The organism is Paenibacillus uliginis N3/975, from assembly GCF_900177425.1.
GTDB classification, from domain to species: Bacteria; Bacillota; Bacilli; order Paenibacillales; family Paenibacillaceae; genus Paenibacillus_AQ; species Paenibacillus_AQ uliginis.
Window position 1 is genome coordinate 314842 of record NZ_LT840184.1, and the last position, 13456, is coordinate 328297.

General features: G+C 45.3%; 13 protein-coding genes and 1 riboswitch. Of the genes, 11 read left to right on the forward strand and 2 right to left on the reverse strand.

The features are described from left to right. Window positions 1–315 precede the first annotated feature (315 nt). The 4 genes from lpxC to ychF all read left to right on the forward strand — a co-directional run bounded on the left by lpxC (window position 316) and on the right by ychF (window position 4245). Entirely contained in the window at window positions 316–1146 is an 831-nt protein-coding gene (lpxC, locus tag B9N86_RS01395) for a UDP-3-O-acyl-N-acetylglucosamine deacetylase (protein WP_208917438.1), read from the forward strand. A 24-nt stretch (window positions 1147–1170) separates the two neighbouring features. After that, complete coding sequence (gene lpxD / locus B9N86_RS01400) at window positions 1171–2181, forward strand: UDP-3-O-(3-hydroxymyristoyl)glucosamine N-acyltransferase (RefSeq protein ID WP_208917439.1); 1011 nt, start codon at window positions 1171–1173, stop codon at window positions 2179–2181. Between the two features lie 37 nt (window positions 2182–2218). Continuing rightward, window positions 2219–3001: an acyl-ACP--UDP-N-acetylglucosamine O-acyltransferase gene (lpxA, locus tag B9N86_RS01405; protein WP_208917440.1), complete on the forward strand. Its 783-nt coding sequence runs from the start codon at window positions 2219–2221 to the stop codon at window positions 2999–3001. A 143-nt stretch (window positions 3002–3144) separates the two neighbouring features. Next, on the forward strand, window positions 3145–4245 hold the full coding sequence (ychF, locus tag B9N86_RS01410) for a redox-regulated ATPase YchF (RefSeq protein WP_208917441.1): 1101 nt from the start codon (window positions 3145–3147) through the stop codon (window positions 4243–4245). 65 nt (window positions 4246–4310) lie between these two features. Here ychF and B9N86_RS01415 read toward each other — a convergent pair whose 3' ends face one another. Next, the gene (locus B9N86_RS01415; RefSeq protein ID WP_208917442.1) at window positions 4311–5450 is read right to left on the reverse strand and encodes a DUF4179 domain-containing protein; all 1140 of its coding nucleotides are present in this window, start codon (window positions 5448–5450) and stop codon (window positions 4311–4313) included. Continuing rightward, on the reverse strand, window positions 5422–5991 hold the full coding sequence (locus B9N86_RS01420) for an RNA polymerase sigma factor (protein WP_208917443.1): 570 nt from the start codon (window positions 5989–5991) through the stop codon (window positions 5422–5424). The genes B9N86_RS01415 and B9N86_RS01420 overlap by 29 nt, the downstream gene beginning before the upstream one ends. A gap of 279 nt (window positions 5992–6270) precedes the next feature. On the opposite strand from B9N86_RS01420, the gene prfA reads away from it, so the two are divergent. The 7 genes from prfA (at window position 6271) to B9N86_RS01455 (ending at window position 13129) form a co-directional block, all read left to right on the forward strand. Then, window positions 6271–7338 carry a peptide chain release factor 1 gene (gene prfA / locus B9N86_RS01425; RefSeq protein ID WP_208917444.1) on the forward strand — a complete coding sequence of 356 codons (1068 nt, stop codon included), beginning with the start codon at window positions 6271–6273 and terminating at the stop codon, window positions 7336–7338. A 4-nt stretch (window positions 7339–7342) separates the two neighbouring features. Continuing rightward, on the forward strand, window positions 7343–8218 hold the full coding sequence (prmC, locus tag B9N86_RS01430; RefSeq protein ID WP_208917445.1) for a peptide chain release factor N(5)-glutamine methyltransferase: 876 nt from the start codon (window positions 7343–7345) through the stop codon (window positions 8216–8218). 100 nt (window positions 8219–8318) lie between these two features. After that, the gene (locus B9N86_RS01435) at window positions 8319–9503 is read left to right on the forward strand and encodes an FtsW/RodA/SpoVE family cell cycle protein (RefSeq protein WP_208917446.1); all 1185 of its coding nucleotides are present in this window, start codon (window positions 8319–8321) and stop codon (window positions 9501–9503) included. 187 nt (window positions 9504–9690) lie between these two features. Beyond that, on the forward strand, window positions 9691–10386 hold the full coding sequence (gene spoIIR / locus B9N86_RS01440; RefSeq protein ID WP_208917447.1) for a stage II sporulation protein R: 696 nt from the start codon (window positions 9691–9693) through the stop codon (window positions 10384–10386). A gap of 221 nt (window positions 10387–10607) precedes the next feature. Continuing rightward, on the forward strand, window positions 10608–11840 hold the full coding sequence (locus B9N86_RS01445; protein ID WP_244562921.1) for an L-threonylcarbamoyladenylate synthase: 1233 nt from the start codon (window positions 10608–10610) through the stop codon (window positions 11838–11840). Window positions 11841–11944: 104 nt separating this feature from the next. Next, a complete protein-coding gene (locus B9N86_RS01450) occupies window positions 11945–12505 on the forward strand; it encodes a manganese efflux pump MntP (RefSeq protein ID WP_208917448.1) in 561 nt (186 codons plus the stop codon). Window positions 12506–12550: 45 nt separating this feature from the next. Then, complete coding sequence (locus B9N86_RS01455; RefSeq protein WP_208917449.1) at window positions 12551–13129, forward strand: low molecular weight protein arginine phosphatase; 579 nt, start codon at window positions 12551–12553, stop codon at window positions 13127–13129. Between the two features lie 120 nt (window positions 13130–13249). Beyond that, window positions 13250–13331, forward strand: a riboswitch (ZMP/ZTP riboswitch). The last annotated feature ends 125 nt before the right edge of the window (window positions 13332–13456 follow it).

Here is a 13456-nt window from a genome sequence, read left to right on the forward strand (position 1 = left end):
AACGATTACTTCGAAAGACCTTTAATCCGACAAGGATTAAAGGTCTTTTTCTTTTTATAGAAACTAAGCACTGTTTCAACAGGTCTTGATATGTAAATGGCGTCTTATCAGAATTTTTATATATTCGTAAAACATGTTCAAATTCAAAAAAAACTTTTGCCAATTTGCACTAAAAACCTTATATTAGGAGTACGTATGGAAACAAGTGTTCCCTTTTGGGAGTGAGGAGAAGGATATTAGGAAGGACGTCCAAACATAGTCCACAATCGGATTATGAAACGTTATCATATACCAAGGTGAAAGGGCGATCAAATAGTGTATCAACAAACTATTGGTAGCAGTTTTAAATTAGAAGGCATCACCATACACAGTGGAATTGTAACATGTATGACTCTTCATCCTTCACGACCTAATAGTGGAATTGTCTTCAGAAGAACTGATGTGGAGCCATTTGAAATTATTGAAGTGAAAGTTAAAAATGTATCAAACACTGAACGTTGCACCCAACTTACGAATCATAATGGATATTCGGTCTCTATGGTTGAACACGTTATGTCTGCTCTTCGTGGCATGGCCGTTGATAATGCTATTATTGATATCAACGGCGAAGAAATTCCTGTTCTCGATGGGAGTTCTTTAGACATCGCTACTAAAATATCAGAGGTCGGTCTTTCCAGACAGAATGTTGAGAAAAAATATCTTCGTTTAAAGAAAAACGTTAGAGTTGAGATAGGCAAGTCATTTCTTGAAGCTTTCCCCTGTTCTGCCATGTCATATACAATTGGTTTTAAGAACGTACATAATCTGCCTTTTCTTTCTGATCAGATAGCATACTTTGACTTCGAATTAAATGATTACCTGAGTGATATTGCACTTGCACGCACATTTGGATACGAAAAAGATATTAATTACTTAAGAAGCAAAGAACTAATTAAAGGCGCCTCTTTGGGAAATGCGGTACTGATTGGCGAAAGTGGAATCATGTCCAATTTGCGTTTCCAAGATGAATTTGCCCGTCACAAACTTTTAGATGTCATTGGAGATTTGGCCTTGATTCCTCCCTTTTTGGCAAAAATAAAAGGCGAACGAACCTCCCATCATCTAAACATACTTCTGGCACGTAAAGTTCTAAAGCATCTCTATTAATATGAATTAATAAGGAGGGTAAATATGGCATACAACTTAAAATCAATTGCACAGGCATTGAATGGGTCTTTAGTGGGTGATGGTGATATTGTTATACACAGTATTGCCTCCTTTTTGAATGCTAAGGATGGTCAAATTGCTTATGTATCAGGAAAAAACGTCAATAAACTGACTACATGTTGCGCTTCTGCCTTGGTTATTCCTGACAATATTGTATGTGACTTTCTTATTCCAGTCATCAAAGTAAAAAACCCAAGACTGGCCTTCGTTCATTTAGTGGGTATGTTTCAAGATAAAATTGAGAGTAACGGCAAAATTACATCAAGTATGATCGATGTATCTAGTAAACTTGGTTATTGTATACAGATAGATGACGGTACAGTGATAAAAGAAGGCGTTTCTATTGGAGATCATACTGTTATTGGTTCAAATTCGTTCATTGGTAAAAACGTCTTTATTGGGGAAAATTGTTTCATACATCCTAATGTTACTATTTCAAAGGATACGGTGATTGGCAACAATGTTATCATACATTCCGGTTCTGTCATCGGTTCTGATGGATTCGGGTATGAATGGGATGGAGAAAGACATGTAAAGATTCCTCATGTTGGAAACATAGTAATCTTTGATGATGTCGAGATTGGAGCTAATACTACAATTGACCGTGGCACTATTGATTCTACAATAATTGGAAAGGGCACCAAAATAGATAATCTTGTCCAAATTGGCCACAACGTTCAAATAGGAGAACACTGCCTCATCGTTGCAACAAGCGGCATTGCTGGTTCGACAACAATTGGGAATCATGTCACTTTAGCAGGTGGATGCGGTATTACAGGTCATGTTTCTATTGGTGATCACTCTATTATCTTAGCAAGAACATGTGTGGGAAAAGATTTGCCACCAAAATCAGTTGTCTCTGGTATTTATGCTCGTCCTCATAAAGAACAACTGAAAGAGCTTGCGGTGCTCTCCAGGCTTCCCAGAACAATAAAAGAAATTAATAAAAAACTAGAAGTGTTATTAAAAAAATAATGACAAAATCAGTATCTTAAAAACGGAGGGATAAAATTTGATTCATCCCACAGCGATCATACATCATACAGCAATAATCGGAGAAAATGTTGAAATTGGCCCGTTTAGTATAATCGAGGAGAAAGTAAAGATTGGAAGCGGATGTAAAATTGGAAGTAGTGTTTGTATTGGTTCACATACAGTATTAGGCAGGAGCAATCACATATTTCAGGGGGTTGTAGTCGGTTCCGCCCCATTGGATAAAACATATAAAGATGAAAAGACATACGTCATTGTTGGTGATAACAACGTCGTAAGAGAGTACTCAACGATCAGCAAAGGAACGTTAAAAGGCGATGGTATAACACGAGTCGGCAATAACAACTTCATTATGACCTGCGTTCATATTGGGCATGATGTTGTGATGGGTAGCCATATTGTTATCGCTAGTAGTGCACAAATTGGGGGTCATGTTGAAATTGAGGATAATGTGACTATTGGTGGCCTGACTGGAATTCATCAGTTTTGTAAAATTGGTAGGCTTTCTATGATTGGAGCTGTAAGTAAAGTTTCTCAGGATATAGTTCCTTACTCGCTAGTTGACGGTTCTAGAGCAAGTATATGCGGTGTCAATATGGTTGGATTAAAAAGAAGTGGTTTGTCAAATGATGAAATCAAAATCATAAAAGAAATTAATTCCATCTTATTTCGTAGGAAGTTATTACTTACTCAATCTATTGATATTATAAACAAAATGCCCCAATCAGAATTCAAACAGCATACGCTTGATTTTTTGCATAAATCTAAACGTGGCATAGCCAGAATGAAGCGGCTCGCTTAAGGGAAACTTTGCTGTCGGTATTTGCCCGGGCCAACGATTTTGGTATCCTTTTGAATAAGAGATATTCATGGTTTGAACAAAAGGTATGATCTGATATAATTAGTAGGATTGTTTAGAGAAACCCATAAGGAGTTGTCACATAAATGGCTTTAAAAGCAGGAATCGTCGGTCTGCCGAACGTCGGCAAATCCACATTGTTTAACGCAATTACACAGGCGGGGGCGGAATCAGCCAACTATCCGTTTTGTACAATTGACCCTAACGTTGGTGTCGTGGAAGTGCCGGACGAGCGGCTCGACAAGTTGACCGAACTGGTGCAGCCGAACAAAACTGTACCTACCGCATTCGAATTCGTGGATATTGCAGGTCTGGTCCGCGGCGCAAGTAAAGGAGAGGGTCTTGGGAACAAGTTCCTCGCTCATATCCGTGAAGTGGACGCGATCGTGCATGTGGTAAGATGCTTCGAGGATGAGAATATCACTCACGTAGACGGTAAGGTGAATCCGGTCAGTGACATTCAGACGATTAACCTGGAGCTGATTCTGGCTGACCTCGACAGCGTGGAGAAGCGAATTGAACGTACGAAGAAGAATATGAAGGGCGGCAACAAGACTTACGCACAGGAAGTCGAACTGCTGGAGCGCGTGAAGGAAGCTTTGTACAATGATCAGCCTGCCCGCAGTGTGGAACTCAGCGATGAAGAGAAACTGATCATTCGTGACTTGCATCTGTTGACATTGAAGCCGGTTCTGTATGCGGCGAACTTGAGTGAGGACGGCGTGAACGAAGCGGACAGCAATCCGTACGTGCAACAGGTGAGAGATTTTGCTGCAGCCGAGAACGCTGCTGTCGTGCCGATCAGTGCTAAAGTGGAAGCTGAAATTGCCGAACTCGAAGGTGAAGATAAGGCTATGTTCCTTGAGGAACTGGGCCTTGAGGAATCCGGTCTGAATCGTCTGATCAAGGCTGCTTACAGCCTGCTTGGACTCTACACCTACTTTACGGCAGGGGTTCAAGAAGTTCGCGCATGGACGATCCGCAAAGGAACTAAAGCACCGCAGGCGGCAGGTGTCATTCATACTGACTTCGAGCGTGGATTTATCCGTGCAGAAGTGGTTTCCTATGATGACCTTCAAGCAGCCGGTTCGATGAACGGGGCGAAAGAGCGCGGCCAGCTGCGTCTGGAAGGTAAAGACTACACTGTAAAAGACGGCGATGTTATGCATTTCCGTTTCAATGTGTAATTAACAATGTATTGAAAAAGACAGGGGTCTCTTTGTGGAGGCGCCTGTCTTTTTCATAGCCTTTTTTATTTCAATGTTATCGGAAGAGTGATCTCCAAATCTGGAAGATACTCTATTTTTGGGATTCCATTTGAGTCTAGCTCGAATTGATTTCTATTTTCATTTTTATATAAATACTTATATGTCTTAATGGTTATTGATTTGGGGATTGATTCAAACGGTTCAAACCGGGAATCAGTTATCATAACATTGCCGTCTGTTGGATTCCATCCATTTGCATTAATTAATTTTAATTTATTGCCCTTTTCATCGAATATATCGTAGCCCAAAAGAGGAAGAGATGATGCAATCTCTAGATTTTTAGATAACTCAATACGTGTAGTTAGGCTGGTTGTAATCGGCGTAAATTCTACTTTATCCAACTTCAAATTGATATTCTCATATTGACGACTTATTGATGGATTAAGAGCCAGATTATCCTTTGTATTCTTTTCAACTGGAATATCAATTTCAAATGGCTCCTGGATACCCAATACTGAAATTTTCAATGTTAAGTCAAATTTATCAGGAAATACATTTCCCCCTTGGTTATGTCGATCTGAAAATTGTATAATTGCACTATTGTCTTCTATACTGGGAATAATATATGGATCAATAGAATTGCTTGTATTAGCAGGCGCATAAGAGTTGACTGGTTCTCCATTAATGAAAAGTTCTATGCTGCTAATTAGTTCCTGCATATTCTTATCTAAATATTTTTTCACCGAAGACTGATGCTCAATACCAATCGACACACGTGTGCCATCAAACATTACGACTGGCACATTTAGTTTCAAATTGTCATGAGAATCGCTTGAATTAACAGTTGTAACCAGACCCTTTTCATCTGCAGTTTTCAGACCAAGATCACCAGCAAATTTAAAGATTGAATTTATTCCGGGAATTTGTTTAATAGATGCTGCCATCGTTGGCGAAATAAATCCTGAACCCATTAAAATCAAAAACGCAGAAGCTACAGCTATTATTGTTTTACCCGCTCTATTTTTATTGCGAGTGGCTATAACTCTGGAATTTGCTGCTTTACTGTTTACTTCAGCATATTTCTCCATAGTACGCTCAACTAAATCTACTTCAATAGGTGTTTCTCTAATCAAACTTTGTAATTGATTAAAATCTTTATCCTCCAGTTTTATACGAGTGTTCATAGATTTTTCCTCCTTCTATTTTTTGCTGAATCAATTTTTTTCGAATTCGTTCATATTTTTTTCGAATGGTAGTGGGTTTAATGTCCATAATCGAAGCTATTTCGTCATAGCTATATTCCTCAAGAGAACGAAGTAAAAGAATTTGCCTTTCTTCCATATTTAGATTGTCTAATAAATCATGGATCAGATCGGTATATTCATTTTCCATCTTGTAGTCATTATTTATCTCGTATTGCATTAAGGATTTATAACGTTTGCTTCTTATCTTAAGTAGATCTGTACAATGATTTCGCGCTATTGTATAAAGCCAAGCTGAAAAAGAGACATTGTAAGAAAAACGCGTTATATTCTCCAACCCTTTAATAAAAATATCTTGAGCAGCATCCTCAGCCTCTTCATGACTTTTAAGTAAATAATAGCAATATAAAAAAATACGTTTTTGAAAGCGACTTATAATATAAGCGTAAGATGGAATATCCCCTAACTTTATTCTCTCCAGTACGGACATTAATTCGCTATCATCCATATTTGATTGATTCATCTTTATCCCCCCTTTCAAAATATACAACTGAAAAACATGGGCTTTTGTGACAAAGGAGAAAATTCCTTTTCGTTCATACCTTCTATTTCAAGGAAAAAGATATTTCCATCTATATGCTAAACTGGGTATCTCCCTTCTAGTCAAATCAGTTGATTCATGTTAAAATAAAAAGTCGTTTGTTACTGCTGTATTACGGTTTATGCAATGACCTTTGTTAATAAATGACGTGCTTTTGTTTAAACATAATTAGGAAATATATATGTAGAGAGGTGAATTCCCTTGTTGGACCGATTGCAATCCCTTGCGGACCGTTATGAAAAGTTAAGCGAGCTGCTCTGCGATCCCGATGTTGCAAACGACTCGAAAAAGTTGAGGGATTATTCCAAAGAACAATCCGATTTGCAGCCTGCTTACGAGGCCTTTGTTGAATATAAAAATGTGATTGACGAGCTTGACGCTGCCAAGACGATGCAGGGCGAAAAGCTGGATGATGAGATGCGTGAAATGGTGAAGATGGAAATCGACGAACTTAGCGCACGTCAGCAGACACTTGAAGAGACGATCCGCGTTCTGCTTCTGCCGAAGGACCCGAATGACGATAAGAACGTTATTGTCGAAATTCGCGGAGCGGCAGGTGGTGATGAGGCGGCACTGTTCGCTTCGGATCTATACCGGATGTACACCCGTTATGCGGATACCCAAGGCTGGAAGGTTGAGTTAATGGACGTCAACTCGAATGATCTCGGCGGATTTAAGGAAGTTATCTTCTTGATCAACGGCCGCGGTGCTTACAGCAAAATGAAGTTTGAAAGCGGAGCACACCGGGTACAACGTATTCCGACAACGGAATCGGGCGGCCGCATTCATACGTCCACCTCGACAGTTGCGGTTATGCCGGAAGCTGAAGAAGTGGATATCGAAATCCATGATAAAGATATTCGTGTGGATACATTCTGTTCCAGCGGTGCAGGCGGACAATCCGTTAACACGACGAAATCTGCGGTACGTGTCACGCACGTTCCAACAGGTATCGTTGCGACATGTCAGGACGGAAAGTCACAGAACTCCAACAAAGATAAGGCGCTGCAGGTACTTCGTACCCGTATCTATGATATGATGCGTCAGGAAGAAGAAGCAAAATATTCCGGCGAGCGTAAGAGCAAGGTAGGTACTGGCGATCGCAGTGAGCGGATCCGTACGTACAACTTCCCGCAAAGCCGTGTGACGGATCACCGGATCGGCTTGACTTTGCACAAGCTGGATCAGGTGATGAACGGAGAAATTGAGGAAATCGTTTCAGCCTTGACCCTTGCGGAGCAAGCAGAAATGATGGATAGAGGAGAATAACGCTTTGGAGCGGAAATTATTCGTATCGACGCCGGAGCGCAGCATAAGAGAAGCCTATATAGAGGCTTCTTCTTTTTTAGAAAACTGCGGCGTACTGGAGCCGCAGCGTAATGCCCAGTTGCTGCTGGAGTTTGTGCTTAGGTTGACCGGTACAGCCTACTATATGGCGCTGCCGGAAATCTTCCCAGAGGAGCGGCGCACAGCATGGGAAGAGGCCGTTAACCAAAAGGGAGACGGTGTGCCTGCGCAGTATATAATCGGAGAGCAGGAGTTTTATGGTCTTCCCTTTGAGGTGACATCGGCCGTACTCATTCCACGTCCGGAAACAGAGCTGCTGGTAGAGGCCGTGCTGAAGCATGCCGACATGGCATCCAGGCTTACGGTCTTGGATATCGGTACCGGGAGCGGCGCCATTGGTGTGAGCTTGGCGCTGAAATCGCCCAAGTGGCAGGTACTTGCTAGCGATATTTCTCCGGAAGCACTTCAGGTGGCCGAGCGTAATGCGAAGCGATTAGGTGCGATTGTAGAATTTCGCCAAGGGAATCTGTTGGAGCCGTTTGCTGGTCTTGCACCCGATATTTTGGTGTCCAACCCACCTTATATTCCGGCGGAGGATATTGAAGAGCTGCAGCCGGAAGTTCGGGATCACGAGCCGCGCACCGCACTTGACGGCGGTGAGGATGGCTTAAATCCTTACCGGATTATGATGGAACAGCTGCCTCTATTGGCATCAACGCCGCGCATCATTGCCTTTGAGCTTGGCATGGGCCAGGCGGAAGATGTGGCAGACCTGCTGCGTTCGACAGGATATTGGAACCGTATCATTACGGTCCCGGACCTTGCTGGTATTGATAGACATGTATTGGGAATTTCGCTGTAATTGTCATTCGGCCCTTTTTTTCTTACAATAGTAAGTATGAATGTTAAATTGCCTTCAGGGCGCAGGTGGAGCGTGAAGCTCCGGCACAGGGGGACCGAAGATGCTTCAAAAGATTAAAAAGATTGATTTTGTTATAGTGGCTGTATTGGTCATGTTGATGATTATTAGTATTACGTCGATATACAGTGTTACCAAGGGAGATGTGAAATTTGATGGCTCCCATGTCAAGATGATTCTATATTATATAGTAGGTTTTATTGCCTTTTTTGGAATGAGCTTACTGGATTTTCGTTTTCTAATGAAATATGCGTGGTATATTTATTTTGGTGGTTTAGCACTGCTACTGTTTGTCATGTTTTTCGGGGCAACCATAAACGGTTCGCAGGGCTGGATCTCGCTTGGTTTCGCCAGCTTGCAACCGGCCGAGATGTTCAAGCTTGTTTTGATTATTATTCTCACGTACGCACTAGTTCGCAAAAACAAGCCCCGACTGTCCTTTATCCAGGACGTGATCCCGGTTGGCCTGCTTGCGTTCATTCCATTCGTGCTCGTCATGGGAATAAACGACCTCGGGAATGCGCTCAGTTATGTCATTATTTTGTTGGGATTGCTTTGGATTGGCAACGTCAAATTTTCTCATGCTTTGATCGGGCTGGTTCTGGTAGGCGGCATAGCTGTAGGTGGTGCTATGGCCTATGTCCATTATCACGATGAGATTAAGGAATCCCTCGGCACGGGTTCACGCGCCCACTGGATGGAACGGATAGATCCTTGGCTGGTACCGGAGAAGGCTACAGCCAAGGCAAGCTGGCATACCCATAATGCCAAGCTAGCTATAGCATCCGGCGGCATGGGCGGAAAAGGCTTTATGGAGGGAACGTCGGTGCAGTCGGGTCGCGTGCCTTACACGTATTCAGATTCCATCTTTGTGCAGATCGCGGAGGAATACGGATTTATCGGTTCTTCTGTGCTGCTGCTTTTGTATTTTGTTTTGATTCACCGGATGATTCTGATCTCACTGGAGTGCCGGGAACGTGCGGGTCCATTTTTGATCGTCGGCATTATATCGATGTTCTTATACCAGATCTTTGAGAACATCGGTATGTTTATTGGTCTTATGCCGCTGACGGGAATTACGCTGCCGTTTATCAGTTTCGGGGGAACGTCACTCGTCATCAGCATGGCCAGTATGGGTGTGGCAATGAGTGTGAAGCTGCATGGACGGGAGATTGATGAAGATCTGCCGGAGCCGAGCACGCATCGGACAGTTGCCAAGCAAAGCTAGAACCAGTTAAATAGAAAATATATGAATTTCAGTACACTCTGGTACTCTAATGATTAAGCCCTTCGGGGCTTTTTTGTTTGTTTTCTATTCTATCTTTTTAATAAAAATGCTAGATTGCACGTTTATCTCTCTCTCAGCCGGACATACTGATAGACATCATAGATTATCAGGAGAGGCGGCTAGCATAATGAGAAAACATAGCGAGACACTCCGTATTATTGTAAAACAAATGATCATGCTCTTATCCATATTGTTTATGGTTGTGATGGCTTGGGAAGGACAACGGATTGACGCGGCAGTTGCGGGAGGCCCGATTCCGGAAGAATCGATCCGGCTTCGTATTTTGGCTAACTCGGACAATCCGTCTGATCAGCTCGTCAAGCGTGAAATTCGTGATGCTGTTGTAGCTCAAATGCAGAGATGGGTTTTAGAATTGGACAATCCGCAAAGCCTGGAGGAAGCAAGAGAGTTAACACGGAATCATCTGCCAGAAATTGAGCGGTTGGTTGGGGAAGAGCTATCCAAGCGTGGAATCACTTATGCTTATGATGTGAATTTGGGAACCGTGCCGTTCCCGACAAAGCTTTACGGTGGAACTGTGTATCCTGCGGGGGAATATGAAGCTGTCCGGATTACACTGGGTGAAGGCAAAGGCCAGAACTGGTGGTGTGTGCTTTTCCCGCCGCTTTGCTTCATTGATGCAGGCAGTGGCGATGCGGCTGCCCAGCCCGTAGACAACGCAGTAAGAACGGCTTCAGTGCAAGCCGACGACAAGAATGCTTCGGAGGAACGGGGCAATGCTGCTTCAAGTGAGCCTGAGGTGCGGTTTTTCCTATTCGACTTCTTCATCAGTTTGTGGGATTGGATTGTCGGGTTGTTCTAGGCTGCTGGTCAATTCTTCATCGTCATTGGTAGCGAAATATGATACAATTTCAAGCAGAAGAGTGCTTTCTCTTTAGCGAAGGGGCCGCCATGAGGCTGCCGGGGCTGGAGGTTACAAGCGCTTTTTCTTTTGGATAAATGGTGATAGCAATCCATTCTGGCTTGGTGTTTGAGCATGCTGCCGAGCTAGGTGATCTATAATAAAGAAAGCTTGGGATAATAATGGAACGAAAAGAGAACGGGAATCTGGAACAGGGCCTTCACGCCGGGGGTAAGGTTACGAAACTGTGGCGGGTGTGCGTCGATCATGAAGCCGGAGCAGCAGCTTCTGCTACCGTACAACCACTGGTCGGCGGCGCAGATCATGAGCAGGCGGGATTTCCCTTATGGGCTTTGGGATCAGATGATGCCATAGCTCTAAATGAGGCTGGTGCGGTGCTTGCGGGCGGAGGGACTGTAGCTTTTCCAACGGAAACGGTATATGGTCTCGGTGCGGATGCCCGAAATACAGCTGCGGTGGAACAGATTTTTGCTGCAAAAGGGCGCCCTTCCGATAATCCGCTTATTGTGCATATTTCTGATACGTCTCAGTTGGACGAGCTCGTGCTGGGAGTGAATGATACGGAGCGGCGGTTGATGGAGGCTTTTTGGCCGGGACCGTTAACACTGGTCCTGCCGGTGAAGCCCGGCGCGGTATCTCCGCGCGTGACGGCTGGACTAGATACGGTTGCGGTCCGCATGCCGGATCACAGGGTGGCGCTGGCACTGATCAGCGCCGCAGACTGTCCGGTTGCTGCGCCAAGCGCAAACCGTTCAGGCCGGCCAAGCCCTACGCTGGCTGGCCATGTGTTTGAGGATCTGGCCGGTGCCATCGACGGCATTCTCGACGGCGGCCCCGCGGGGGTCGGCGTCGAGTCGACGGTCGTCCAGGCTGGCCAGGACGGTACTGTGACGGTGCTGCGCCCCGGCGGCGTCACGGAAGAGCAGCTTGCCGCGCTCGCGGCAAGCGTGCAGCGCGACCCGGCGCTTGCGCGCGCCGGGAGCGCAGACAGCCCGGCGCCACGCTCGCCGGGCATGAAGTACACGCACTACGCACCCAAGGGTGCCCTGTGCATCGTCCAGGGGCGGACGGCTGATGCCGTGTCCGCCAAGATCCAGGCCGAGCTTGACGCCGCCGGAGCGCGCGGGGAGACGACCGGTGTGCTGTCGTTCGACGAGCACATCGGTCGCTACCGCGCGGACGTTGCCGTCTCGCTCGGCAGCCTGGCCGCACCGGAGGAAGCGGCACACCGGCTCTACGCCGGGCTGCGCCAATTCGATGAAGCAGGCGCGACCTTTATCCTGGCAGAATCCTGCCCGGATAAAGGTCTTGGCGCCGCGGTGATGAACCGGCTGCTGAAGGCGGCGGGTCATCATATTATATTTGCGTCCGATGATGGGCTTGCCTCAGATTAGGCGAGCGCGACACAGGCATGAATCCGTCCACAAGGGTTTTAGGCATCATTCCCCCCTTGTCCGCATATGGTGTACAAGACCATAGGGACTTGGGGGAAAAAGGCATGTTGGAAACGTCTGTCCAGTTAGGGCAACTCGCGACGATCCTGATTATGGCCGTGGCGCTGGGCTTGGATGCATTTTCACTCGGTATCGGTGTTGGAATGAGAGGCATCCGCCTGAAACATGTCCTGATCATCAGCCTGCTGATCGCCTTATTCCACACGCTGATGCCGCTGCTCGGTTTGTTTGCTGGTCGTTATGTTGGCGTTTTGCTCGGACAAGTTACGGGGCTCGCTGCAGGAGGCCTGCTTGTGCTGCTGGGGGGACATATGATCTGGAACTCTTTTCGCAAAGAGGAAGGTCGGCCGGTGAATCACACCACGCTGCTCGGAATGCTTCTGTTTTCGCTTAGTGTCAGTATCGACTCTTTTTCGGTAGGGGTTTCGCTTGGCATGTTCGTGAATGATACGGCGATCATTGTAACTTCTTTCGGCGTGATCGGAGGCTTAATGTCGATTTTCGGACTGATGCTCGGCCGGAAGGCGGGTAGCAGACTCGGTGAATATGGAGAAATGACCGGCGGTGTCATTTTGCTGGCATTTGGTTTGATGTTTATATTTTGATACAATGACGGCAGTAAAAGATACACTTTCGGGGAGGTGGAGACCGTGAAAAACATATTGTTCGTCTGCACCGGCAACACCTGTCGCAGTCCTATGGCTGAAGGTATGCTGCGCAAGCTCGCCAAGGGGAGAGGGATTCCGCTTGAAGTTCGTTCCGCAGGTGTTTCGGCTGCAGAAGGAATGCCAATCTCACGTCATGCTGAAGCAGTACTCCGCGATCAGCAGATTAAGGACGGTATGTCCTCTAAGCCACTGAGTATGGATCTTGTCGAGTGGGCAGATCTGATTCTGACATTGACGTTATCCCATAAGCAGTATGCGATTCGTCAGTTTCCTTATGCGGCGGACAAGGTTCATACGCTAAAAGAATACGTCGAGAATGATGTGCAGGTGCTTACGGATCTGCAGGAGCAGGACAGTCTGCTGGCATCCATGGAGATGATGAGATCCCTTGGCATTGAGCTTCAGGAGAAAGACAAGGTTCGGTTAATCGAGCTGCGTCAGCGTATTCCGAGTTTTGATATTTCCGATCCGTTCGGAGGTTCGCTGGAAGAGTATGAGGAAACTGCGGCAGAAATCCGTTCAGCGCTGTTCCGATTGCTGGACAAGCTGGAGAGAGAGTAAGTAACGTGATTTGCGGCTGTACAGTTCCCGTTATAGTTGAAGTCATTTACCGATCATAATTATGAATAAATATTCGTTGCTTTTCTTTTCCGTATGTTTTAAGATGAAGGGGAAAAACACGGATTCCGGTGTAACTGGCGACGAAGTGGATGAAACCACGATGGAGCACCGGAACATACGGCCGGTCGCCTGGGCAAAGAGCAATTGGTGCACGATACACGTGCGCGGACTGCTCTTTTTTTCGTCTTTTGCTAACAATTTGGGTTATAATGAAACAAGTTGTTGTACGAGCATTTTGCAAAAGTGCCGACACAAAAGATGAAACAT

Bases quoted from the DNA above. Each gene is read 5' to 3' on its own strand.
- lpxD (WP_208917439.1), top strand. From the start codon at position 1,171: ATGGCATACAACTTAAAATCAATTGCACAGGCATTGAATGGGTCTTTA.
- ychF (WP_208917441.1), top strand. From the start codon at position 3,145: ATGGCTTTAAAAGCAGGAATCGTCGGTCTGCCGAACGTCGGCAAATCC.
- B9N86_RS01415 (WP_208917442.1), bottom strand. From the start codon at position 5,450: ATGAACACTCGTATAAAACTGGAGGATAAAGATTTTAATCAATTACAA.
- B9N86_RS01420 (WP_208917443.1), bottom strand. From the start codon at position 5,991: ATGAATCAATCAAATATGGATGATAGCGAATTAATGTCCGTACTGGAG.
- B9N86_RS01435 (WP_208917446.1), top strand. From the start codon at position 8,319: ATGCTTCAAAAGATTAAAAAGATTGATTTTGTTATAGTGGCTGTATTG.
- spoIIR (WP_208917447.1), top strand. From the start codon at position 9,691: ATGAGAAAACATAGCGAGACACTCCGTATTATTGTAAAACAAATGATC.
- B9N86_RS01445 (WP_244562921.1), top strand. From the start codon at position 10,608: ATGGAACGAAAAGAGAACGGGAATCTGGAACAGGGCCTTCACGCCGGG.
- B9N86_RS01450 (WP_208917448.1), top strand. From the start codon at position 11,945: ATGTTGGAAACGTCTGTCCAGTTAGGGCAACTCGCGACGATCCTGATT.